20 protein-coding genes are annotated in these 26,074 nt (G+C 38.3%); 5 read left to right on the top strand and 15 right to left on the bottom strand.

Features of this window, described 5'->3' with window-relative positions; genetic code table 11:
• Position 1: 1 nt before the first annotated feature.
• Positions 2-820, bottom strand: a complete 819-nt coding sequence (locus tag IC621_RS09650) for a metallophosphoesterase family protein (RefSeq protein WP_191158086.1) — start codon at positions 818-820, stop codon at positions 2-4.
• A 522-nt stretch (positions 821-1,342) separates the two neighbouring features.
• Between IC621_RS09650 and IC621_RS09645 the strand changes: the two genes are divergently transcribed.
• Positions 1,343-1,999, top strand: a complete 657-nt coding sequence (locus IC621_RS09645; protein WP_191158085.1) for a GntR family transcriptional regulator — start codon at positions 1,343-1,345, stop codon at positions 1,997-1,999.
• A gap of 819 nt (positions 2,000-2,818) precedes the next feature.
• Here the strand turns inward: IC621_RS09645 and IC621_RS09640 are convergent.
• The 7 genes from IC621_RS09640 to IC621_RS09610 form a co-directional block, all read right to left on the bottom strand.
• Positions 2,819-3,709, bottom strand: a complete 891-nt coding sequence (locus tag IC621_RS09640) for a Gfo/Idh/MocA family oxidoreductase (RefSeq protein ID WP_191158084.1) — start codon at positions 3,707-3,709, stop codon at positions 2,819-2,821.
• Positions 3,710-3,774: 65 nt separating this feature from the next.
• Positions 3,775-4,839, bottom strand: coding sequence for a dihydrodipicolinate synthase family protein (locus IC621_RS09635; RefSeq protein ID WP_191158083.1), 1,065 nt, complete (start codon positions 4,837-4,839; stop codon positions 3,775-3,777).
• Entirely contained in the window at positions 4,840-5,856 is a 1,017-nt protein-coding gene (locus IC621_RS09630; RefSeq protein ID WP_191158082.1) for an NAD-dependent epimerase/dehydratase family protein, read from the bottom strand.
• A 324-nt stretch (positions 5,857-6,180) separates the two neighbouring features.
• Complete coding sequence (locus tag IC621_RS09625) at positions 6,181-7,227, bottom strand: Gfo/Idh/MocA family protein (protein WP_191158081.1); 1,047 nt, start codon at positions 7,225-7,227, stop codon at positions 6,181-6,183.
• A gap of 103 nt (positions 7,228-7,330) precedes the next feature.
• Positions 7,331-8,353, bottom strand: a complete 1,023-nt coding sequence (locus IC621_RS09620; RefSeq protein ID WP_191158080.1) for a zinc-dependent alcohol dehydrogenase — start codon at positions 8,351-8,353, stop codon at positions 7,331-7,333.
• 120 nt (positions 8,354-8,473) lie between these two features.
• Complete coding sequence (locus tag IC621_RS09615; RefSeq protein ID WP_191158079.1) at positions 8,474-9,286, bottom strand: carbohydrate ABC transporter permease; 813 nt, start codon at positions 9,284-9,286, stop codon at positions 8,474-8,476.
• A 13-nt stretch (positions 9,287-9,299) separates the two neighbouring features.
• On the bottom strand, positions 9,300-10,259 hold the full coding sequence (locus IC621_RS09610; protein WP_191158078.1) for a carbohydrate ABC transporter permease: 960 nt from the start codon (positions 10,257-10,259) through the stop codon (positions 9,300-9,302).
• 571 nt (positions 10,260-10,830) lie between these two features.
• Here IC621_RS09610 and IC621_RS09605 point away from each other — a divergent pair.
• From IC621_RS09605 to IC621_RS09595, 3 genes are all read left to right on the top strand, one after another.
• Positions 10,831-12,816 (top strand): WD40 repeat domain-containing protein, encoded by a 1,986-nt coding sequence (locus IC621_RS09605; protein ID WP_191158077.1) that lies wholly within the window; start codon positions 10,831-10,833, stop codon positions 12,814-12,816.
• A 124-nt stretch (positions 12,817-12,940) separates the two neighbouring features.
• A complete protein-coding gene (locus IC621_RS09600) occupies positions 12,941-15,448 on the top strand; it encodes a hypothetical protein (RefSeq protein WP_191158076.1) in 2,508 nt (835 codons plus the stop codon).
• A 377-nt stretch (positions 15,449-15,825) separates the two neighbouring features.
• The gene (locus tag IC621_RS09595) at positions 15,826-16,707 is read left to right on the top strand and encodes a phosphatidylinositol-specific phospholipase C/glycerophosphodiester phosphodiesterase family protein (RefSeq protein WP_191158164.1); all 882 of its coding nucleotides are present in this window, start codon (positions 15,826-15,828) and stop codon (positions 16,705-16,707) included.
• Between the two features lie 156 nt (positions 16,708-16,863).
• On the opposite strand, the gene IC621_RS09590 is transcribed toward IC621_RS09595, so the two are convergent.
• The 4 genes from IC621_RS09590 to IC621_RS09575 all read right to left on the bottom strand — a co-directional run bounded on the left by IC621_RS09590 (position 16,864) and on the right by IC621_RS09575 (position 20,679).
• Entirely contained in the window at positions 16,864-17,403 is a 540-nt protein-coding gene (locus IC621_RS09590) for a DinB family protein (protein WP_191158075.1), read from the bottom strand.
• Complete coding sequence (locus IC621_RS09585; RefSeq protein WP_191158074.1) at positions 17,403-17,891, bottom strand: DinB family protein; 489 nt, start codon at positions 17,889-17,891, stop codon at positions 17,403-17,405. Before IC621_RS09585 ends, IC621_RS09590 begins: the two co-directional genes overlap by 1 nt.
• A gap of 71 nt (positions 17,892-17,962) precedes the next feature.
• Positions 17,963-18,922 carry a helix-turn-helix transcriptional regulator gene (locus IC621_RS09580; protein WP_191158073.1) on the bottom strand — a complete coding sequence of 320 codons (960 nt, stop codon included), beginning with the start codon at positions 18,920-18,922 and terminating at the stop codon, positions 17,963-17,965.
• Between the two features lie 953 nt (positions 18,923-19,875).
• Positions 19,876-20,679 (bottom strand): ABC transporter ATP-binding protein, encoded by an 804-nt coding sequence (locus tag IC621_RS09575; protein ID WP_191158072.1) that lies wholly within the window; start codon positions 20,677-20,679, stop codon positions 19,876-19,878.
• A gap of 312 nt (positions 20,680-20,991) precedes the next feature.
• On the opposite strand from IC621_RS09575, the gene IC621_RS09570 reads away from it, so the two are divergent.
• Positions 20,992-21,624 carry a spore coat protein gene (locus tag IC621_RS09570; protein ID WP_191158071.1) on the top strand — a complete coding sequence of 211 codons (633 nt, stop codon included), beginning with the start codon at positions 20,992-20,994 and terminating at the stop codon, positions 21,622-21,624.
• A 497-nt stretch (positions 21,625-22,121) separates the two neighbouring features.
• Here IC621_RS09570 and IC621_RS09565 read toward each other — a convergent pair whose 3' ends face one another.
• From IC621_RS09565 to IC621_RS09555, 3 genes are all read right to left on the bottom strand, one after another.
• Positions 22,122-22,463, bottom strand: a complete 342-nt coding sequence (locus tag IC621_RS09565) for a (2Fe-2S) ferredoxin domain-containing protein (RefSeq protein ID WP_191158163.1) — start codon at positions 22,461-22,463, stop codon at positions 22,122-22,124.
• 23 nt (positions 22,464-22,486) lie between these two features.
• A complete protein-coding gene (locus IC621_RS09560; RefSeq protein WP_191158070.1) occupies positions 22,487-23,353 on the bottom strand; it encodes a hypothetical protein in 867 nt (288 codons plus the stop codon).
• Between the two features lie 202 nt (positions 23,354-23,555).
• Entirely contained in the window at positions 23,556-25,976 is a 2,421-nt protein-coding gene (locus IC621_RS09555) for a heavy metal translocating P-type ATPase (RefSeq protein WP_191158069.1), read from the bottom strand.
• Positions 25,977-26,074 lie beyond the last annotated feature (98 nt).

The following is a 26,074-nucleotide window of genomic DNA, read 5'->3' as shown; positions in this document are numbered from 1 at the left end:
GCTATGAACTGATTTTACGAGAAACTTCTATTGGTAAACGAAACATTTCTTTATGAGTACTAGGAATTGACATCGGAGAAACCATCATTCTTCTATCCTTAACCATAATGAAATTAAAGCCGCTATTATCTAAGACACGAATACTATCTTTCGTAGTCGGATCAAACCCAAACCCTGTTCCAGCTCCTGTTAAGCTTGTTATGCCATGAAATTCACCAATACTGTTGTAATGAATATGTCCTGTAAGTATCCCGATGACATCACTATCTTCAATAATCGTTGCTAATTCTTCCCTATTTAATAATAGTGTCGTTCTCGGTGAAATTGTGGGTAGAATAGGATGATGAAACATTAGAATCGTGCCAGCTGGAGCAGGTGTTTGCAGAATGCTGGCCAGCCAATCCAGCTGTCCCTTATCTATATGCCCACCAACCCTGCCAGGAATCTGGGAATCTAGTACAATTAGTCGTAATTCCCCAATCATCTTTTCGTAATAATAGGGTTCTGCTGTTGGCTCTTCACTTAAATAGCCTTCTCGGAAAACTTCCCTGCTATCATGGTTGCCAAGCGCAGTAAATACAGGGATGCCGAGCTCCGATGATTTTTCATTAAGAAGTTCTTTAAGAAATTGATAATCCTCAACATCTCCATCGTGTGTTAAATCGCCACTGATGACAACAAATTGTGGTTTAATACTTAACTCTTTCACGGCATCGAAAATTAAATGCAATTTAGTTATTACGTCCACATTAAATAGAAATCCTTTTCTAGGGGAAATGATGTGCGTATCAGTAAGATGAATAAAATAAATGGGTTCCATAAGTGAGATTCCTCCTTAACTTTGAGAGTGACACGTGTAAATTTGTAAAAGGTTCCTCCTTTCAAACTATTATGTTTAACTTAATGTATCCATGATGTATACATTAATGGTACTACTGGTATGTAAATAGGATATTAATCCTGCTTTAATATCCTGTAAATTCATTTGGATGAATGATTTCTCTTTTAAATGTTTTCTGTATTCATGACACAGTAGGATCAAATGCGCAGTATCTACTTCCATCTAAAAAGCTGAATGTTAACCAACTACTATAAATACAGCGAATATAGAAGTTTTTGCTTTTTGACTGTTTTAAACCATGATCATTCAATTGCACATATTGAATACTAGAAGTGTACAAGCAGCTTTTTGCTTGATATACTAGCGGTACATCAATGTTTTCTATCAATCAAAAGAGTTTTTTGTTGTTAAGCTATTGGATTATTAAAAATAATAAACAATATTATCAATACAACTTTGCTAGTGTTCTATCTTTTATCATTTGAAAGGAATTATCATTCAATGTCTCAAAACTATTTAAATGAAGTCGCCTATCAGAAATTAAGAGAAAGCATTGTTAAGGGGGTTTTAATGCCAGGTACACATTTGTCCGAAAATGAATTAGCGAATGAATACAATATGAGTCGTACTCCTATTCGGGCAGCCATCTCTCGGCTTGAATCAGAGGGTTTGATTACTTCATTAAAAAAACGTGGTTTCTTAGTTAAAAATATCTCTTATAATGAAATTTTAAATATTCTTGAAGTTCAGCTCATGCTTAGGCTTTATGCATTAAATAGCATTAAGCAACAAGATCTTCCTTGTGATTTACACGCATTAAGGCAATTTCTTGATAAACAGATTGAGGCCAGCAAAAATGATGACTACTACGAGTATATCTCTCAGTCATTTATGTTTTCTCGATTTTTTATTTCATCAGTAAATAACGAGGCCATTAGTGCTATTTATGACTCCTTTAGAGACAGAATCATCTATTATTCAGTAGTAAATTGGAAAATGACACCTCATCATAAGCATTATCATGCCAACGAAATTAACCAAAGTATATATAAAGCACTTATTGAAAAGGATTACGATATAGTACAACAAAAATTTAACGAATCCTATCAAAATGCCCGACAACGCTTGATCCTCCAGGGAGTATGGAGTGATATTTAGCCTGTGGCAAGATCTGTTGCAATTCTCGAACTAAGTAGAAAGAAAAGTGCAAGGCGCTAGTCCTTCGGTGACAAGCATAAGACGAGCCGATGACGCCTGGAGCTGGACAACAAGGAAAAGCGGAAGCGCCTTGCTCAGCCTGGGGCGAGAACTCGGACGAGCTTCAAAGAAAGGCGTTTTTTCCTTTCTTTGAAGATTAGCCCTGAGACCTCAGGCGGGCTAGGCGTTGCAGCTGGACAACTATAACTAACTTTAACACGTTAATACTTTAATTAACTTAAATTTTCTGATCTCACTAAGAAAAACGCTACGCGTATTTCTGAAGGTGTGAGGTCGGAGGTAGGAATTGATGAAATCAGCGAAAGAGCTGATTTTTTTCTATACTCTTTAACCAGTTCTTTAGGGTGCTCGCTTCATTTTGCCATATTTCAAACGATTTCTGTTTGTTCATTCCATAACAAATAGCTTTTTGCTCTTGATTATCCACCGATCGTTTACTTATCTTCGATTTTTCCCCTTATATCTTCGAAATCTGAGATTTATCTTCGAAATCGGCAGACTTATCTTCGAAAATTTCAAAATATCGATTATTCGACATAAATCATCAAAACTAAGTAGTGTACAGGTTCCATATATTGTTATTAAACCGCCAATAATGAGATAACATATAAATTCTGATATTATAAAAAAAGACTGAATATTCAGTCTTTTATAGGAAGTTAAGATTTAGTTGTATTTCATTTGTAGTATAAAATCGACTCGATTACCGCTTCTGGACCAGCCAGTTTTTATCATTAGTATGATCAGTTTAAAAATTTTTTATAGTTTTACAGACTCCTTCGTCAATAAAGACTCATTAGCAGCTTCAATAAACCTTATCACTTCGAGTGTTTCTTCTTTTCTTATAGGGGATTGATGAGTGTGAAAAAAAGTGAGAATTTCTTTGAGCAGATTTATATAGTATGGTCTCTTATCTGATTTTGTGTGAAAGGAAATGGATTCCGTGTCTGTATGAATATAGCCTCCAAAGCCGCTGTCATGATCCTTGCTGCCTCTTAAAACTGCTGTTCGACCATCTTTCCAGTAGCTTCTAATTACAAAACTATTGTCATTTGATTCTGCTCGAACTTTCTTGCAGCCTGGTCCATATAATGAATAAAGGATTTCGACAGTATGAATCCCATACCAAAACAACCCTGGAATGCCTGCAAGTAATGGCATCGGTCCAAAACAATATGTCCCTTCAACTCTACCTTTAACATTTTGTTTTGCTTCCATTAGCGAATCAGAAAAACGAAGAGAGGAAGAGCTCATAACAGGTGTATGATAAAGCTCTGAAATACGGTAAATTTCTTTTGCCTCCCTGTAGCTGATTGTTAAAGGTTTATCAATAAATACAGGTTTTTTGTAAGGAGCAGCAGCCGTAAACTGCTGCAAATGAATTCTTCCATCAACAGATGTTAATAATAGTGCGTCACTTATTTCAGCTAGAGATTCAATCGAATCTATCAGCTCAACACCGTAATTTTCAGTGAGCAGTTTTGTATAATTGTTAATCCTCTCACTGCTGATTGCAAGATCAGGCGACCCTCCCTTAAAAGCAAACAACACTTTTCCATCATTAGAAACCTCATTCAGTGACTTAGTAAAAATTTCACAATGTGAAGTGTCCAGTCCAATCATTCCGATCCGCAGCTTAGGATTGGACATTACGGTTACCCTCAAATGATAAAAAGGATAGAATTTTCCTCATATGAATAGTCATGGTCATTCTCCTATGTGGACATTTGTTTACTGTCAGAAAGCCAGTCTTGAATGTGCTTCCTTACAAATTCATCATCATGTAAGTGTGGATAGTCTTCATAAACACGTGTAATCTCTTCCATTTGTCCAGGACTTACTTTTTCTTCAGGATCTAGGCACCAGTTTCCACTTAACAAACCTTGTCTTCTTAGAACCTCATTAATTCCAGCGATGCAGCCTTTAAATTGATGGGAAGCGTCAAAGAAGGCTGCATTGGCATCCGTTATTTCTATACCTAATGTAAGCAGTTCCTTTGGGACTTCCTCTTTATCCTGAATTTCCTTCACTCTATTAAAATACTCAACTGCTTTTTTTGTCCACACTGCCCAATGCCCTAGCAGCCCGCCAACAATTTTCTTTTCGATCATTTTTCCGTCAACAGGTATTTGATAGGTTGTTAATAAATCGGCGATAATGTTGTCATCGTTTCCAGTATAAAGGGCAATTTCATTACTTCTGCTTGAATGACAAACCGCTCTTACAACATCGAGTGTTTGGTATCTGTTAAAAGGAGCGAGCTTGATTGCCATTACACCAGGAATTTCAGCAAACTCCTTCCAAAAATGATAACTTAACGACCTGCCTCCGACAGAGGGCTGAAGGTAAAAGCCAAAAACGGGAATAATCTCACTAATTTGTCTGGTACGTTCAAGCAGTTCTTCTTCTGAGTAACCTGACAGCCCGCCATTGCTAACCAAACCAAGATCATAACCAAGATCTTTTGCCAATCGTGCCTCTTCAAGCGCTTGCCTCTGGTGCCCGCAAATTCCGGCCACTTTAATAAATGGACGCAGGAGTTTCTTCGTTTCCTCTGCTGCTAAACGAAGAACCGGCTCAAATAGGTTAATGGAAGAATCTCTAATTTCAAATTGTGTTGTATGAACCCCTACCGCAATTCCTCCAGCACCTGATGCGATATAGTACTTTGTTAACGCGCGCTGACGTTCTACATCCAGCTTTCTTTCTGCAGTAAGCGCTAACGGGTGGGCAGGAATGACTGTTCCTTTATGCAGCAGTCTTTTTACAGAATCTATCAACTAAAATGCCCCCTGTCTTTCTTGAAAATGAGTTGGCTTATTAATTGTCAAACCGTCAGATAATACCCATTCAGCCGTCCACTCCACCATCTCCCTAAGTGATACATTTGGGTAACCAAACAATTTATGGGACTTCGAGGCATTACTTAGGAGGGCAGTAGAATTTTCCTCATTTTCAAATAATGGCTTTTTATCCATCAACTCCCCGAATCGTTCCGCCAGCCAACGGATTGAGACTGTTTCCGGTCCCGTTACATTGATAATTTCCGGCGGTGTTTGACATACAAGCAAGGAACGAATCGCCATTTCATTCGCATCTCCCTGCCAAATAACATTTGCATGGCCCATCCGAAGATCGACAGGTCTCTCTTCTTTTACAGATTTGGCCACTTCAAGCAAGACACCGTAACGCAAATCAATTGCATAGTTTAGTCTGAAGTGAACCATCGGTATCTTATATTTATGAGAAAAATAGGTGAAAACACGTTCTCTTCCCAGACATGATTGCGCATATTCCCCGATTGGACCTGTCAAACTTTCCTCAGAAGTCCCGCCTAAAAGAACATGATTAAGGGGATAAACGTTTCCAGTAGAAAATGAAACAATTCTTGAGGTTTTAAAGTGCTCTGCTACCCTTCCAGGCAAATAAGCATTCATCGCCCATGTGAAATGTTCATTTCCTGTCGTTCCAAACTTGTTTCCCGCCATATAAATCATATTCTTAACCTGAGGCAGCTTCTTTAACTCTTCATCATTTAACAAATCTGCCGAAATCGTTTCAATCCCTTCCCCTTCAAGTTCCTCTCTAAGATGTTGATTTGAAAACCTCGATACTCCGATTACTTTTTTTGATATGCCTGCCTTAGTAACAGCGTTTTTCGCAAGTTTAGCCAGTGATGGTCCCATCTTCCCGCCAACACCTAAAATAAGTATATCTCCATCAATCGTTTCCATATCTTTAACAAGTGAATCAGAAGGCTGAGCCATTTTTAATTCAAGTTCTTCGATTGTTTTCAATTTGGACACTCCTTTATCCCAAGAATGCTTGTTTGTCATTCTGGTAGACTTTTTTTGTCAATTTTGATGCTGCTGAAACGAAAGTCTTCACTTCGAGAGGTAGAGGGCAGATTTAAAACTAGAAGCAACCGGCGATTCACCGACTGACATTGTTGAATGGCGATTAGAAAAACCTTAAGGAAAGAAAAATAAAGTGAAACATTAGCGGGACTTATACGGGATAATAAAGTGATGTAAATAAGCAACTAATATCAGCTTGGACATATACATATCTCGAATCTTCACTCTACCTATCTTGCTAGATTTTCAGACCAAACAATCATTTCATAAGCGAATCTCTCTACCAATCGCCGCTGATTCATAAACAGCTCTGAGCATTCTCATCATTTCAACTCCATCTTCAACAGGGCTTAATGTCTTTGTTTCCCCAGCACAGCTTTTAAGGAAATGATGGATCTCATTTGAAAAAGCCTTTTCAAATTCAAAGCCTAAATGATCAATTTGCGGTGTTATATTTAAAATAGTGTTGTGTTTCTCACCAATAATGGCAAGCCCCGGCTCGATTTCCGCGCCTCCTTTTTCACCGTATAGCTTGACAGCTATTTCATCCTTTTGACTGTGAAGTGTAAAGCTAACATCTACAAATAAAGAAGCGCCGTTTTCAAATCGAATGAGAGCATTCGCTAGATCCTCAACTGTATTTAAAGAAGGATCATAATCAGAAGCTTTATAGAATGATAGATTTTGTATATGAGAGCGATTACCAAGTTTATTATAAGTATTTCCGCTAACGGTTACCGGTTTAGGTCTCCCCATTAAATACCAGCAAATATCAATCATATGTACGCCGATATCAATCAGAGGACCTCCTCCTGATCGTTCAATATCTGCGAACCATCCGCCAGGATTACCTAGCCTGCGAATACATGATGCTTTTGCATAATAAATTTCCCCTAACTCATCATGATCAATGAAGGATTTCAAAAGTTTTGCGTTATCTCCATACCTTCTAACAAAGCCAACTTGCAAAACTTTCCCGGATTTTTCGGCAGCCTCTTTGATTCGTTCTGCTTCTTCCACGGTTTTTGAGAGCGGTTTTTCTACCAGGACATGCTTTCCTGCTTGGAGAGCGGCAATTGAAATCTCTGCATGACTTTCATTCCAAGTGCAAATACTAACAGCATCAATTTCAGGCTCTTTAAGCAGCTGGCGGTAATCTGTGTACAGATTTTTCACCGCATATTTTTTTCCTTTTTCCTGAAGCCGCGTTTCATTCTTATCACAAATACCTATTAATTCTGCATGGTCCAAATAAGACTTTATATGAAAGTCAGAAATAGAACCTAGTCCAATAACTGCAACCTTCAGCATATATTCCATCCCCTTTCTTCAAATCATTTTTAATTTATAATGTGATCCAGACTTGTAAATTCATTATTAAACCTCAGGGTCTTTTGATCCTCCTATTCGAACGCTAACCAGTTTTTTCTTCGATTAGATTGTAATCAATTACTTTTGTTAGTACATCTGAATTTTTTTCTTTCAGCTCCTCATATGCTTCATGAATTTCCTGAAAGATAACAGAATGCTGGAGATAGCTTTTTACCTTAATTCTCTTTTCAAGAATAAGCCGTAAATATTCTTCTATGTTTCGTCCTTCCGTCCATCTAATAAAGCCGTAGGGGTAATCTTGTGCACTTTTTTCATAAACAGGGTCATATCGGCCGGGACCGCCTGCCCTGGAAATTAATATTTGCGCCTCTTTAGCAAACATCAACTGCCGGTTGAAATGCGGCTCAATGTCACCAACAATTACAACCTTTCCCCGATCCCTCAACCACTTCAGACTTTCATTGGTTAACTCAGACTTCCCTCCACCCGCACAAAGCATAACGGCATCTGCACCATTACCATTTGTTTTTTCTTTTATCTCTACAGCAAGATCCTCTATTGATGTGTATGTGTTTAATCCTGTAATCGATTGAAAAAGATTAGCACGCCCTTCATTTATTTCATACGGAATGACCTGATAAGCAACAGAATTAGAAATTTGCGCGATTAATTGCCCTAAGACTCCAAGTCCTGCAACAACTACCGACTCTCCAAACTGAAGATTCGCTAAACGTAATGCATGGATAGCAATTGCGCCAAGCCCTGCCAGCGCTGCTTCTCTTGGTTGCACACCTGCCGGGACAGAACAGCAAAGTGTTTTCGGTACTAATAAATATTCTGAATGTTTTACATAAGGGGCCCCATAACATGCTACAAGCTCCCCCTTATAAAAAGGGTCTGTTCCCTCACCACAATCTATGATTCTCCCTACTGCACTATAGCCGAGCGAAACCGTCTTTCCCTGGCTTGAGCTCAGCATGGATAATTCAGTCCCTGGGCTTATGACAGAATGCAACGTTTTTATAAGCAGAAACCCTGATTTTACAGTAGGAATTGTATGGTCAATTACACAAATTTTCCCGTCCTCGGCCACTACACTTTTCACTGCGGACAACTCCCTTCAGTCGTAGAATTTATATTGGAGGTTTTTGATAGTTTAGCTTCGATCCGCTTATAAAGAAGGGGCTATCAACTAAACTTGATAAAAAGATCTAAGCTAACATTTTTACTTCAACCCTGATAAGGCAATCCCTTTTACGAAATAACGTTGAAAGAACAAGAAGATAAGAAAGGTCGGAATAAATGAAAGAACAGAACCTGCCATTTCCACTCCAAAATTCCCTTCCTTTGTTAAAAGCGATGCCAATCCAACAGTAACGGGATACATCTCCTCACTTGTAGTAAAAATTAAAGGAGTTAATAAGTCATTCCAGTTACCAATGAAAGCGAAGGTACCTACTGTAGCAATTACAGGCTTTGCCATAGGGAGCATAATCTTGAAAAACACAGTAAAGTCATTGGCACCGTCGATATAAGCAGCCTCTTCAAGATCTTTAGGCAAAGTTTGCATATATTGCCTTACGAAGAAGACACCAAGGATCCCCCACAATTCGGGAATAATTAATGGCATATACGTATTTATCCAGCCAAATTCACTAAACATAATATATCTTGGGATAATCAGCAATTGACTTGGAAGCATAATAACCGCCATCATCAGCCAGAAAATGACCTCTTTAAAAGGAAATTCTTTTTTGGCAAAAATATAACCTAATACAGCTGCAAAAAACATTTGCGAAAAAACTGGAATTATCGTGATAATTAAGGAATTTATGATCCACTTAATAAATTTCGCATTTGCTAAAATATAAAGAAAGTTTGCGAAGGAGAACTCCTCTTGAGTAAACCATAAAAATGGGTTACCTGCCGGAATCTTCATTGGAATGAAAGAACCAATGAGCATAATTAGAAACGGTGTAAGAAATAACAATCCAAAAATCAGCAATGGGACATATGTCCATCTTGTGGTTTTTTCCATCTCCTATCCCCCTTTATTTGTAACTTACTTCTTTGCCGAAATATTTCTTCTGTATTAATGAAATCCCAAATACAATAAAGAATAATACGTAAGCTAGGACACTTGCATATCCCAATCTCAATGACGTAAAGCCTTCTTGGTAGAGATAATAAACGATTGTAGTTGTAGAATAATTAGGTCCCCCGCTTGTTAATAGGTAAGCGGAATCAAAGATTTGGAACGATCCTATTGTGGTGATAATCCCAACATAGAAATGGATAGGAAGAAGTAAAGGAAACGTTATTTTCCAAAAAAGCTTCCAATTGGCAGCTCCATCAATTCTTGCAGCTTCATAATATTCCTCAGGTATAGACTGAAGACCAGCATAGTAGTAAATCATTGTGCTTCCGCATACTTTAAATATGCTTAACCCTGCCAGCACAATTAACGCTTGGGAGGAGTTTGAAAGGAACAGTTGTGGTGGGATTCCAAACATTCCAATAAAGGCATTTAAAAAGCCGTCATCTGTTCCTTTAAAAAGCCAAGCCCAAATCCCTGATATAACAACAAATGACGTAACAACCGGTAAGAAAAAAATCCCTTTAAAAAGGCCTGTACCTCTCTTCCCGCTGTTTATCAATATAGCTAAAAAAAGACCCAATGCCATCGTGGGAACAATATAATACAAAGAAAATAAAATGGTATTCCAGATCGCTTTCCATGCCATCTCATCTGAAAAGAAATTGATCCAATTTTTGAAGCCTACAAATTCAGGATCACCAATGATTGGCCAATCAGTAAATGTAATATATAAACTGAACAGAATAGGAAAAAGATGAAAAATACTGAAATGAATAAGTATAGGGACTAAAAAGATGTAAACAATTGCATATTTATTCCAGTTCCTCTTTATCTTAGATAACCGACTTACTTTGCGATCTTCTTCAGTTATTTTTGATTTAGATTTTTCATAGGATAGATTTGGCTCCCCCATTCATACACCTCCTATACTTTTAAAGACCGTTTTCGTATACGTTAAAATACAATGCCATCACTCTTAGAATAAATATCTTTAATGTTGTGGCCAGATGTGAGACTAGCAGCAAACAGCGGTTCTCCAACTATACTCTTTAGCACTTTAAAGACTTACACATTCTAATCTAATAAAAAACAATCCCTTATTCTTCTCCCGCATAATGAAAATCTCCCCCCTTTATCTTTTCAGTTCACCACTGGTTCAAAACTGGTACTTTAGTTTAGAGTAAACGTGGCTGGTATAATTGTCAATATATTTTTTATTTTGAGACAATTGAACACCTTCAACACCCTCCACAACTTCAGATTGAACTTATGATTCTTTTATAAATCTGGGCACCATTTTAGCTTGATAACCTTTCTGGTCATTCAATTATTGATATAAAGTAAAACTTTCTTTTCTTCATTATTTATTTAATTTTCTGAAAATACCATTGATTTATGACCGTTTTTATGTATGATTAAATAGAAACCAGATTTGACCCAAGATACTACTTCTGTGTTTACACTTTTTGAGGAGGTATGTAAAGTTGAAAGGTTGGTTTTTTGGTTTTTTGTCCACATTGATGCTTGTCTCTTTATGTCTTTTATCTGGTCAATCAAAAGCACTCGCTTCAGAATCGACCGAAAAGCTCGGGACTCCGCATTATAACATCGGAATCCTCTCGAGCGCTTATGGAAAAGGCCCTAACGGAAAGGAAGTGATTTATGCAACAGCAAATGGCGATCCAGCTATCTTAAATATCATTGATCCCGTAAGCGGCAAAAAAGTTGCGGTCCATTCTCTTAATGGCGCTTCTTCTGCATGGGGAATGGTAATTGATCCAGATGGAAACGTCTATATTGCCGGTGGAACAAATTTGTACAGGTATTCCCCATCAACCAACTCAGTCGAAAATTTAGGTAAGCCGATTTCGTCAGAAACAGCCCTTTGGCATATACAGACAGATAAAAAGGGACGTATTTACGGCGGGACCTATCCGAATGGAAAAGTGTTTATGTATGATCCAAAAACAAACCAGTTTAAGGATTACGGTCAAATGGTTGAAAATCAGGGATATACACGAAGTATCACCATTTTTAAAAAGAAAGTGTACGTTGGGATTGGAGTTCAAAAGGCTCATTTGATAGAACTTGATCCGAAAACAGGTAAAAAAAGAGAAATTCTGCTTCCTGAAAAATTTCAGAACCAGCAAACTGTTTTCGACTTAGATGCTGAAGGAAACCTTCTTTTCGCTAGAGTTACACCATCAAGCACACTATTAGTCTATGATCTTAAGAAAAAACGCTGGATTGATGAAATCCCAGGGGTAAAAGGGGCTAAGGTATCCCCTCCAGGAGCTAAAAACCTTATTTATTTTAATAAAGATAATGAACTATATTCCTACAATTTAAAATCTAGAAAGCTTACTGCTACAGGCTATAAGGAAAATTGGAGCAACAAAGGAATGGGTTGGATTCGTTTGAATGAGCCCGGCTTTAAGGGACTCAGCTTAGTTAGTATCCGATATAACGGTTATTATTGGATTTACAACCCTAAATCGGGTAAATCAAAAGAGATTCAAGCTGAGATTGAAGGACAGCCGATTCCTATTCAGTCAATTCGCAGGGGTCCAAATGGAAACATTTTCACCAGCGGCTATTTGTCTGGTGGTTTCTCATATTATTCACCAGAGGAAAACCAGTTTGCTAGACACACAGGCTTTGGTCAAGCAGAGAACATGATTTCTACTGAAAAGTATCTATACCTTGGTGTTTATTCTGGAGGTTATGTGTATCAATATGACCCATCTAAGCCTTATGATCACGACCCGACAAACATACCCGAGGCAACAAATCCCCGTGCGCTTTTTTCGTTAAAGGAGTATGAGCAAGACCGTCCCTTTGGGTTTGCAGAAGGAGATGGAAAAGTATTTATCGGAACGGTACCAGATTACGGTAAGCTTGGCGGGGCATTGACTGTCCTTGATGAACAAACCGAACAATATGAGGTTCATCGTAATATTGTTGAAAACCAAAGTGTCATATCCTTGCAGTATAAAGATGGGATTGTATATGGTGGCACAAGCGTTTCAGGCGGTCTTGGCGTAACACCAACAGAAACAGAAGCTAAGTTGTTTGCTTTTGATCCGCAATCAAACAAGAAACTGTTTGAAATTACCCCTTTACCTGGAGAAAAAGCTATTGGTGCACTTGCATTTGATGACGAAGGATATTTATGGGGAATGAGTCCGGGTAAAATATTTAAATTTGATCCAGGAACCGGACAGATCATTCAAACGAAAGAACTATTTCCTTTCACCTGGAATGGCGTTGGTCATTATTGGAGAGGAGCATTTCTAAGCTTTGATTCAGATGGTCATTTTTACGGAACAACTCTTGGAAAACTATTTAAATTTAATCCTGAAACTTGGGAAACCGAAATTTTAGAAACAAACGCTTCACTATTTGCAAAAGACCTTGATGGAAATATTTATTTTTCAAGAGGGACTGATTTGTATAGATATAACCGATAGCTCTGTCATTTGTTCTCTATTAGTCTGCTGATTATTCACTCCCCTTTTTTAGTTTTACAGACGAACTTCTGCTAATCAAAAATAAAAAAGAGGGGAGATTTCTATTTCAAGGAGGGTGATTTAAATGAAAAAATGGATCGTTTTATGTTTGAGCATGATCCTTTTTTTCTCATCAATCCTAGTTTCTACTAAAGAGGCTAATGCTGCAAAAAAGAATAAATTAGAGCAAATCGTTTTTGGGCAACCCGAGGAATTAACAGCACCCCTTGATGATTCAATCAGTATTTTTAATGGTGCCGTTGGAAAAGAAGATGGACATCATGTCATGTATACGACGACTAAGGGTTTTCCTGCAAAGCTGAATGTGCTGGATTTAAACGATTATAAACTGCTTAGAACCATTGATCTGGAAGGGGCTGAAAATACTTGGGCTCATGAGGTTTTACCTAATGGTGACTTGTACATTGCCACAATCGGCGGAGGAGCAAAATTATGGAAATATTCTCCTGTTACAAAAAAAGCGGCAGTAGTTGCTTCGTTTCCTGGGGAGACCTTTCCATTTTCCATTACCTCTGATTCTGCAGGGAATGTTTATGTAGGAACCTATCCAAGCGGGAAAGTCTTTCAATATAAACCCGAATCTAATGAAGTGATCGATTACGGAAGAATGATAGGAGAAATCTCACAAGAATATATTCGTTCACTGGCTATCGTTAATGAAACGATTTATTCAGGAACAGGTCATGGAAAGATTATCAAGTACAACACCGAAACAGGGGAAAAGTCTGATATAGCTGAAGAGCTTGGCGAACCTGGTCATGTTTATGACTTAAATAGTGTTGATGATCGTTATCTTTTTGCCCGCTTTGAGCTTTCAAGCAACGGTTATTTATATGATACCCAGACTCAGGAATGGTTAGATATTGTCATACCAAATGTTCGGGGATTGCATGTTGAAGAAGAATCCCTCAATAACAAAGTCTATTTCATGACAACTAATAACGAATTAAAATTAATTGATCTTACGACGTTAAAAATTGAAAGCGCAGGCATCCAATATGAGAGCGGTTTCCGTGGAGTAGATTGGGTTGAATTCAACACCCCTGAATTGCCGGGTAAAAGTCTTGTTACGATCAATTTCAGCGGATATGTTGCCATCTTAAACCTTGAAACAAAAAAAGTAGTCAAATTGCCTTCTTTAGTCAAGGGAACGCCCACAGTCATGCAAGCAATTGAAAAAGGGCCAGGTGGAAAACTCTACATTAGCGGGATGCAAACAGGAAAAGGTGCTATTTATGATCCTGCAACAGGGACTAAGAAATCCTTTAACCTGGGACAAGGAGACAGCATGGGGGTTTTTGGCGATAAAATGCTAATGGGAGTATATCCGGAAGGAGATATTCGAGAATATGATCCTGCCCTTGAGCCATCCTCTTCTAATCCTAAACGACTCTTTACACTGGGAGAAGAGCAAAATCGCATTAGTGATATTGAATCTGCCGAAGGAAAGGCATTCATTGGGAGTATTCCTTTTTATGGAGAGCTTGGAGGTGCCTTAACTGTTTACGATCCTGCTAGCAGCGATGAGCAAAAGCATAAAGTGTTCCGAAATGTCGTAGAAGATCAAAGTGTTATGAGTCTAGCCTATAAAGAAGGAAAAGTCTTTGGTTCTACGACAATTAATGGAGGGCTCGGTGTTGAGCCGACAGCCCAAGAAGCAAAAATTTTTGTATGGGATGTCAAAAATGAAAAGAAGATAAAGGAGGTTTCCCTTGCTGTAGAAGGAATTGAAAAACCTGAAGCAATTGGGGAACTCTCATTTGGACCTGATGGATTATTGTGGGGAGCAGTAAAAAATGCTATTTTTGCCCTGAATCCAGAAACACTGGAAGTGGTAAAAAGTAAAAAGCTCTACCCTGATGGTTCTTTGCCTTTCGGAGTATGGCATTCGATAGCGCTTGAATGGTCAAAAGGTTTATTATATGCTGGTTTCAGCGGTAATCTAACTGCTATAGACTCTGATACACTTGAAAGCAAACGAATAGCGAATGCTTATTCTTATGATATTAATGATGAAGGCGACATCTATTATTCTCTCGGATCAAATCGGACCCTTCTTTACAAAATGACTGTCGACCAAGTAAAAGGAAAACAAAGAAAACCTCTTCAAAATCACAGCTTTGAAAAACCAATTCAGGATGGAGTAATTCCTGGCTGGACATCTATGTTCACTACTGATTCAGATGTTCAGTATGATGCAGATGATGAACGGCGCTATAAAGGTAGAAAAAGCCTTAAGCTGATAGATAGCTCAAGAAACAAAGCAGTTGCCCTTATGAGCCAGGCAATCGATATAAAAGCAGGAGATGTCTTGACAGCTGAATCTAAATTATTTATAAAGGATGGACTGGCAAGCTTTATGCTTCGCTATTATGATGAAAATGGGAAAGAAATCATCTCTGTTCCTGTCCATACAGAGATAGGTTATAACAAATGGCAGACCGTTTCAGTCACAGCAAAGGCACCAGAAAATGTTGTCACCGCTAGAGTTATCGCCTATACTACTTCATACGCTACTACCACTGCTTTTTATGATGACATAAAGCTGTGGAAGCTTAAACTAAAAAAATAGGAGTCGGTTAAAAATTGCGCCGACGGGCATTGGCCGCTCATTTGAATAGAAGGTATTCCTTCCTTTCCATTTATGAGCGGCTGTTTTAATTCATTTAAACGAAGCAACCTTTGCCTCTTTTCCGCTCGGCTTTATTTTTATTGAATTTTTAACCGCGACAACCATTAGTAACCTCTCTAAATCTTCAAGGGATCTCTATTTGTGGTCATTTTAATATCCTTTTTTTGGCATGTAAATCTTTAAAAACCTTTTTTAATGGTATGTAAAATTTCTGTTTAGTTTTGTAAAACATTAAGTTTTCACCTTGTAACTTGGTGATTTTTCTTTAATATGAGAGGTGAAATTTTTCTAATAGGAGGTTGAGAGATTTGAAAAAAATGGTATTTATTTTCACTATTGTCTTAGCTGTATTTGCATCTTCTTTTACACAAGTTTCGACTGCCAAGCCACAATCCAAAACATCAAATCAGGAGTCTGCTTTGCCTCTTGCCAAAGCCCATGCTCATAATGATTATGAGCATTCCCGTCCATTACAGGATGCTTTAAGCCATGGGTTTACTAGTGTTGAAGCGGACGTTTGGCTTGTCGATGGCAAGCTGCTTATCGCTCATGACAGGGAAGATGTTCGATCAGAACGGACGTTACAATCTCTATATCTTAAACCGTTGATGGAAAGAGTCAAGAACAATCACAGATCTGTTTATCCAAATTATAAGCATGATTTTATCCTATGGATTGACATTAAGTCGGCGGATGAGGCGACTTACCGGGCTATACATAAACAGCTCCGCAAGTATCAAAGGATGCTTACAAAATTCACGCCTGCAGGAGTAAAACCTGGCGCCGTAACGGTTTATATATCAGGTAACCGTCCGCGTGACCTTATGGAGAATCAGCCTGTTCGCTATGCAGCCTATGATGGACGAATGAGCGACTTGGGTTCAGGCACTGCAAATGAATTTATGCCTGTCATCAGTGATAACTGGACGAAACATTTCTCATGGAATGGTGAAGGAGAAATGCCGGTTGAGGAACGGGAGAAATTGAATACGATTGTTTCAACTGCTCATGCTAATAATCAAAAGGTCCGCTTTTGGGCTACTCCTGACATCCCCTCACCACAGCGGGAAGCGATATGGCATGAACTTTTGAAAGCTGGTGTAGATTTTATAAACACCGATGATTTGGGGGGGTTGCAGCAGTTCTTAACGGAGCATGACCCACAGCCATCTCAGCCTCCAATCACTTGGAAACCATGAGAAAGCATTAAACAGTAAGGCCAGCTTATCAGAATCCCCCTTCGAGAGCAAGATTCGAGGGGGGTTCTATATCTGCAAAAAAGAGATATTTCTTAAATAAATGATTAATAGCAGGTGTACCCAGTTGGTTATCAAACATTTTCAGCTGCAAAGCTTTTAATCTGCGTTTCGTAAAACTTTCCCTTGATTAGATTTTTTTTCAAACAAAAAGTATATAAAATCTGTTGATGGCCCTGCATGCCCCAATTGCCGCAGCATAGCGGTAATATTTCCTCTGTGATAGGTTCCATGGTTAACAACATGCTGAACTAACTCGGCGATAGAAGTTTCGGTGCTTCCGAAATTAGGATGGGCAATAGTGAACAGTGCCTCTAAATCTTCTCGGCTGTCAAATAACTCTTGATACCTTTTTGATAGTTCGAGATATTCAATTTCCATATCTGCTAATCTCTCATTAACTAATTCTTCTTTTCGTTTGCCTAATAACGAAACTGTCTCATCAAAACTTTTTCCACTCATAGTATAATACCAGACTAAGTCAGTTAAATAGATATGTTCAATTACCTCTGAGATGGACTGAAATACACTTTTTACATCTTGAGTATAAATAGATTCAGGTAATTCTTTAATCCTGTTAAAGGTTCGATTGTTACCCCAAACATTGTAGTCAAACAGCTCTATTGTTTTATTTTCCATTAATAAGCCTCCTTGTTTTCTATAGATTTGTTTATATCTACTAAAAAAGGCACCTCTTCTATTCCTATTAAACGAACATAAACAAATAACTGACCTTTATGGTGAATTTCATGGTCATACATAATTGTTATAATTGAATCGCCGCTGTCTTTAAAATTTGAAAACGGAAGCTCAAACTCCTCTTTTAAGTTTACATCCGCAATTGATTTGAACATTTCCGTTGTTTCCTTCGTAAGTCGTTGAACGGTCTCCTGTAATTCCGCTGCCGTCTTGCAATTCTTGTCTTCAGGCTCAGTAAACTCTCCAGTTGCTACTAATGAAACAAAGGTATGATTCCAGCGGGCTGTATGCAGAACAAGCTCAGATAAGGTCATGGCGTCAGGCCAGGGCTTATAGTTCAAATGTTCATCTTCAATCAGTGTCACTAACTCCTCTAGAACACTCCGGTGTCTTATCCATTTGTTCATCCAAGTTTTCGTTTGATTCATTGCGATCACTCCCTCCACTTTTCCTAAAACATACCAAAGCTACACTGACAAGAATGGTCAGTGAAGTTAAATTAATCGTAATGGTTTAGTAATTCTGTTAGGATCGTAATCATTCTTTCTTTTAAAAATAAAGGCTCTACGATTTGAATTGATTTGCCATATGAAAGAAGGATATAGGGGACATACGTACGAATTGCTTTTTCATCAAGTTTAACAATCACATGCTCATTAGTGCGTTCCACTAGCAAATGAGCAAATAACCAATGCTGACATAATTCATTGATCGCTTGTTCTTTTCCCTTAATTTCGACAGAAATGAGATTTTCTTGAGTGTTTTGGTCGGGCAGGATGTTTTTCAGAAAAAATTCTTTTGATGAAAAATCCACTGGCGGTTCGAAGGTCGAAATTGTACGATTTAGTGATTCAATACGATCCACCCGAAAGCTTCTAATTTCCTGGCGATAATGGCAAAAAGCAATTACATACCATTTACTCTTCCAGTGGATAAGTCCATATGGGTTGATATGCCGAGAGGCAAGGGTCTGTTTATCTCTTTTCTGGTACTCCATTTCAAGTGTAAATCCGTTCGCCACTGATTGTTCTATTTCTTGGAGATAGGAATTCAACTTTGGGTTAGTCGGGGTGCTTATAACATCAAAACCTGTTAAATGACGATTAATTTCATCCAGCTGCTTTTCGTTCGTATACATTTTCAATTTTGCAATCGCGCTATTAAGCGAATCTTCAAAAGGATAACCTGACTCTTTTGCAAAAATAGAGGCATGAATAAGAGCTTTTTGTTCGTCTAAATCAAAAAACAATGGAACTTCAATCGAATGGTCAAGCAAACTGTACCCGCCATTGTGTCCCGCTTCAGAAATAATAGGAACGCCGCTTACACATAAAGCATCTATATACCTGTAGACTGTTCGAATATTAATTTCCAAAGTCTCCGCAATTTGTTTTGCCGTTAGCCGCTTTCTTGTTTTCAATAACCACAGAATAAAAAGCATGTTATCTGTCTTAGACATATTATTATCCTCTCGTCTATTCTAAAACTTTTTTCGCCAATTTCATTGCAGCAAGGAATAGGGAAAACGAGTTGCAGCCTTAAAAATCTGGCTAGTCGCCACCCCTGCAATAGTCTGTCCTTTTTGAGCGGTAAGGTAATGATTTCTTATATAACGAATTAAATTTCCCTTCTATGTGTGAATCCTTGATTTTTGCGCGATTACGGTCTGGCTTTGCGCTTTCCACTGAGTTCTATGAGCGATTTCACCCGGTCTATGAGCGGTATCTTCCCCTCTATGCGCGAACCCGTGATCTATGCGCGATATCGCCTTGGCTTTGCGCGTTCTACTTAGTTCTATGAGCGATATCACCCTGTCTTTGAGCGAAATCTTTCCCTCTATGAGCGAATCTGTGATCTATGCGCGATATCGCCTTGGCTATGCTCGTTCTACTTAGTTCTATGAGCGATATCGCCCTGTCTTTGAGCGAAATCTTCCCCTCTATGCGCGAACCCGTGATCTATGCGCGATTTCTGACTGGCTATGCTCGTTCTATTTAGTTCTATGAGCGATATCACCCTGCATATGAGCGAAATCTTTCCCTCTATGCGCGAACCTGTGATCTATGCGCGATATCGCCTTGGCTATGCGCGTTCCACTTAGTTCTATGAGCGATTTCACCCTGTCTATGAGCGATATCTTCCCCTCTATGCGCGAATTGCCTTGGCTATGCTCGTTCTACTTAGTTCTATGAGCGATTTCACCCTGTCTATGAGCGATATCTTCCCCTCTATGCGCGAACCCGTGATCTATGCGCGATTTCTGACTGGCTATGCTCGTTCTATTTAGTTCTATGAGCGAAATCTTCCCCTCTATGCGCGAATCTGTGATCTATGCGCGATATTGCCTTGGCTATGCGAAAACTTCCCCTCTATGTGCAAACCCGTGATCTATGCGCGATTACTCCCTGGCCGCTATGTTAATAAAGTTTTCACAGACAGGTTCTTCCTAGTTAATAAAGGCCGGTCATTTTTCCAAACAACATCAACAGGAAGTTCGAAAAAGTTAGAAAGCATATCATTAGAAATCATTTCACGCGTGTCTCCTGAAGCAAACGCTTCACCTTTTTTTAATAATAACGTTTTGTTAAACTGAGGCAGAATTTCTTCAACATGGTGGGTGACAAAGATGATTGTTGGTCCTTCAGGACTTTCTGCTATTTTTTCAATCTTCTCCAACAGCTGTTCCCGTGCAATAAAATCTAATCCATTTGCCGGTTCGTCTAATATTAGTAATTGAGGTTTTGCCATTAGAGCCCTTCCAATGAGGACCCGTTGTCTTTCCCCTTGTGAAAGCGTCTCATAGTTTCGGTCTGCATACTCCATACATCCAAGCTCATCCAGCAAAGAGACAGCTCTAGCTCTCATTTCATCGGTCGGTGTTTCATAAAGTCCAATTGAAGCGAATGCACCGCTTAAAACAATTTCATAAGCACTATCTGATGGATAGAGTTTTTGCTGTAAAGAAGAAGATACAAGCCCAATTTTTGTGCGAAGGTGCTCACCTAATGGAGTCTTCCCAAATTCCTTACCAACCACGGTTACTTTCCCGCTCGTAGGGAAATAATACGCATTCAACATTTTTAAAATTGCGGTTTTCCCTGCACCATTTAAACCGAATAGCACCCAGTGCTCTCCTTCTTGTATACACCAATCAATACCCTTCAAAATCCAGGAACCATTTCTTTTTAATGAAACATTTTCTAATTGTAGTACCATAAAGCTACTCCCCTTTGTAACAGCAGATCCAATTTATTAGATTATTCTGAATGATTTATATTAGTATAGTATCATATCGGAAAACAAAATGTAACGCTCTACAAATGAATCCTCTTTTTTCCCGGGAAATATGTCGAAAATATAGGTTTTAGTTGAATTTAAACGATCACCTATTAATAAGCCGCTCCTCCAATTCATTTCATCCAGCTAAAATCCATTCAAAAATTCATTAATCAATTCTTGATTTCAAGAATAACTCCTGTCGTTTGGCAAATAATAACTAAGTAAAATTCACAAGGAGGCGTTTATGTAATGCAAAACCAAAACCAAAATCAACAACAAAACATGCAGACAAGACCAGCTAGTCAGCAGATGAATCATGGGGGGCATGAGGTTTTTGATGTTCATGAGGTTTTATCTGGCTCAGTAGGAACATTAAATCAATACACACTTCTTCGTCAGCATGTGAAAGATCAAGAGTTATTAGATATATTAGATCGACAATATCAATTCATGCAAAATGAATATAACACTACTGTCGATTGCTTCAAATCCGGCCAAGACCCTGCCACCCCGACACAAAGCTATAAAATGGCTCAGGACAATGACTTTGTATATGGGTTATCACCTTCCCAGCCTAAAAAACCATTACAAAATGTTTCGGAAATTACAGATGAATGTATTTCCAGCTGCATGCTTGGATCAGTGAAATCAAACGCATCCATGAAAACAATGGCAGCTCTCGAGGTGACGAACCCAGTAGTTCGTCGAGTCCTCGCGGATTCAGTTCCGAATTGTATAGAGATGGCTTATGAGTTATCTATTTACCAAAATAAAAATCAATACTATCAAGTACCTCAGCTCGCACAGCAGGATATGCAGCAAATGCTGAACTCCTATGCACCCATGAATAACGGCGGTCAAAATCAAAATAATTTTCACTAAAAGATAAGCTAAGAGCCTGTTAGAAAGGAGTTTCTCCCATCTGACAGGCCCTTTTTGTAAATCATGTTATGAGATATTTTTACATCTTTTAAAATATCTTTCCTTAATCCCTAAACAAAAGTTAAGCCTCTTTTTACTAAGGAGTCGCATTTGCATAATTTCCTATCATTACGGAATTCTACGAAATACAATACCAAATAAAGAGAAAGGAGGGAACCAAAAATTATGAAAAAGCTTCTTGCTATATTACTTGCCGTTCTTCTTGCTACAACAATGACTGCTTGCGGAGATGCACCTGGTGAAGATGAAGTTGGAGATGGAGAAGTGAATGATGAGGAGTAGTACTCTAGCTACATGTCCTATACATCATTATTTTAATAAGTATGGTATTTTTAATTGGTTTCAGAGTGATTAATTTAAAAAACAGCAATCCTTTCACTGATTTATTTACATGAAGAAAAGGCGTACTATTACAGAAACGCCTTTTCCTATTTCTCCTATAAGGGGATTTCTCCCACATGATTCTTAAATGATTTCCCATCATAGTAGTAAAGTTTAGAGTTTAGAATAACATTGTCATTTTCCTTTAATTGACGAACAAGCTCTTCACTTTTTGTTTTATTCATTTCTTTATACCAGGTTCCTTGAGGATATAGTACGGCAATGGGACCATACTTGCATTGACCATTACAAAGTGTTTTTGTTGTGAGGATATCCTTATACAGGTCTAACCTGTTTAATTCTCCTCTAATTGTGTCCGTAACTTCCTCTGCTCCTTTTTTCACACATGATTTGCCATTACAGATTAATAGATGCTTACTGACACCATCTAAGTTCATAAAATTCACCTTAGTTCTTCCTATTATTTGACCTCGATAACAAATGGATAGTTATTTACTTTGCCATCAAATTTAAACTCTCCCCATACTTTGTATATCCCAGGTTTATCAAATTTTGTTTCAAATATTGTTTTATCCTCTGATGCAGGATGGACGTGAACAAATTTTTTACCCTTTTCATCCAAAATAACAACATGGCCCAATGCCTCAAGATAAGGCTCTGGGGTAATCCCTTTTGTATCAAAGGTTAATGTTACATTATCGTTTGCCACTAATTTTGTTGTTGCTAATTCGACTGTCTTTTCATTGATTGTTTTTGTTAGGTTTGTATCAGGTTTTAGTGAATTGTCCTGATCTGTCCCATGATCATTACCCACATGCAGTTCAACCGGATTAACCTGATAAGCAAGATTTTTTGGTTTAATATCAATAAACACCTTATAGGAGTTATCAAGGAGATTGAATTTCTGAGTATACATACCCTTCCCTTTTTCTTCGGGATGCAAGTGGTAGTATTCTTTTAAATCGGCACTAACGATAATGAGATGCATGATTTTTTCGTGTGAGATTTCTAATTCGGGTGCAGTTTGATTTTGATCCTTAACATCTATAGTTATTAAGCTGTTTTCATATTTTACGTTGGTAACAACTTCGCTTTCTGAATGAGACCCGTGATCAGAATGCTCTTTATTATTTTTTTGGCTAGTATGGTCATCACTATGGACTTGTTCATTACCAGCTTCTTTTTTCTCATGATTGTTTTTTGTTGGAGAATGATTATCAGCGGGATTGTTATTGCCTACGCTTGCATATACGGAATAACCGCCAATGACTAACCCCAGGTAAACAATGGCTGAAATTGTCCAGGTCAAAATTCTCTTTTGTTTCATAAAATACTCCTCTCTTTTTAATAGATGGCTGTTTTCGAAAGCTTTATTGCTATTTACATAAAAAGTGTTTTTACGACTTATTGTACCTTCTGAAGGCAAAGGCCGGATTAGAGGCAATTGACGACCTGCCAATTGCTTCTATTGAAAGAACTCTTCCATTTTGAAAGCAACAATCTTTTTGGAAAAGAGCCTAATAGACAGATTATCCCTTTAACTTCATTCTTTGTAATCTGAGTGCGTTTAAAACAACGGATACTGAACTAAATGCCATTGCTGCTCCTGCAAGCCATGGTGCTAGAAAACCTAATGCTGCAACAGGAACTCCTAACGTATTGTAAGCGAATGCCCAAAATAGATTTTGCTTAATATTACGGATCGTCATTTTACTCATGATGATGCTATCTGCAATGCTATTTAGGTCTCCCCGCATTAGTGTGATATCAGCCGCTTCCATTGCTACATCTGTTCCAGTACCAATAGCCATCCCTATATCAGCAGCAGCTAACGCTGGTGCATCATTAATACCGTCACCTACCATCGCTACTTTCTTTCCTGCTTTCTGAAGCTTTTTAACCTCTTCCGCTTTACCTTCTGGAAGAACTTCTGCTATCACATGGTCGATCCCGACATCTTTCCCAATTGCTTGAGCCGTTTGCTTGTTATCACCTGTAATCATCACAACCTCAAGCCCCATATTTTTTAATCTTTCAATCGCTTTTTTAGAAGTTTCTTTAATCGTATCGGCAACGGCAATCACACCGGTGAACTGGTGATCAATTGCGACTAGCATGGCCGTCTTTCCTTGTTTTTCTAAGTTTTCCACCTTTGGCAGTATGTTCTCAATATTAATATTATTTTTCTTCATAAGTCGGCGCGTTCCAATTAGCAAGGTTTTATTTTTAACCTTAGATTTAACTCCAAAGCCAGGAATTGCTTCAAAGTGTTCAGAGTTTCCAAGTTCAATTCCTTTTTCTTTAATCCCCTCCACAATTGCCTCAGCTAAAGGATGTTCAGAATTTCTTTCTGCAGCACCGACTAGTTTTAAAAATTCCTCTTCTTCAAATCCATTAGTAACAATCACATCTGTAAGGGATGGTTTCCCATTTGTTACAGTGCCTGTTTTATCAAGAATTACTGTATTCAGTTGGTGAGTCGTCTCAAGATGCTCTCCGCCCTTGAACAAAACTCCATATTCAGCAGCACGGCCTGTTCCAGCCATAATGGACGTAGGAGTAGCTAAACCGAGGGCACATGGACATGCAATTACTAATATGGCAATTAACTTTTCCAGAGCGACTGTGAATTCTCCTGGACTAATGGCAAAATACCAAACTAGAAATGCCACAATAGCTATGCCTACGACAATCGGGACAAAAATTCCAGAAATGCCATCGGCTAAGCGCTGAATAGGAGCTTTTGAACCTTGAGCCTCTTCTACTACTTTGATAATTTGCGCTAAGGCCGTATCTTTTCCAACTTTTGTTGCCTTCACCTTCAAAAACCCGTTTTTGTTAATGGTTGATCCTATGACTCCATCTCCAACAGTTTTATCAACAGGGATACTTTCACCTGTAATCATTGATTCATCTAGAGCAGATCTTCCTTCAACAATCTCTCCATCTACAGGTACTTTTTCACCTGGCTTTACATAGACGATATCACCTGTGATTACTTCTTCAATGGGTATATTCAATTCTTGACCGTCTCTAAGCACAGTGGCCGTTTTCGCTTGTAAGCCCATCAGCTTCTTAATGGCTTCAGAAGAACGTCCCTTTGCTTTTGCTTCAAATAACTTTCCTAATATAATAAGGGTAATTAACACAGCACTTGTTTCAAAATATAATTCCACCATATGGCTATCTGAGCCTATTGATAGAATGCTCAAGTAGATACTGTAGAAAAAGGCAGCAGAGGTTCCAAGAGCAACCAAAACATCCATGTTTGCACTTTTATTCCTTAATGCTTTATAGGCACCTACGTAAAATTGACCGCCGACTAAAAATTGAACAGGAGTCGCAAGTGCGAGCTGAACCCAAGGATTCATAAACATTTCGGGGAGCCAAATAAAGGAAGTAAATTCAAAATGACTAACCATCGCCCAAAGTAAAGGAATAGATAAGATAGAAGAGAAAATAAATTTTCCTTTTTGCTTTTCAATTTCCTTCTGTCTATGATCAATCTTTCCTCCTTTAGCTTCTTGCTTTTGTTCTAATTGATAGCCTAATTTTTTGATAGCTTCTTTCATATCTGCGATCGAAACTTCATCAGGGTTATATTCTACAAGGGCAGATTCTATGGCGAAGTTTACTGTTGCGTTTTGGACGCCATTTAACTTGTTTAAACGTTTTTCTATTCTATTAGCACAAGCTGCGCATGTCATCCCAGATATATCAAATTCAGCTTTCTCACTTACGACTTTATATCCTAACGATTCTACTTTTTCTTTAAACTGATTAATATTTGATTTGGATGGGTCAAATGTGACTTTTGATTTTTCTAATGCAAAATTTACGCTTGCGTCCTCTACACCATCTATTTTTTTGAGACCTTTTTCTATTCTCACTGCACAAGCCGCACAAGTCATGCCAGCTATTTGAAGTGTTGTTTCTTTTTTATCGCTCATCACGATTCACCCCTAACCACCACATACTATAGTGGGGTATATTTTTCGGAAATTAGAACGTGCTGCAAGAACAGCACGTTTAGAAAATTTAATGGTAG

It is taken from the genome of Metabacillus arenae (assembly GCF_014773385.1).
GTDB lineage: Bacteria > Bacillota > Bacilli > Bacillales > Bacillaceae > Metabacillus_D > Metabacillus_D arenae.
This window is presented reverse-complemented; position numbering and strand designations above follow the sequence as displayed.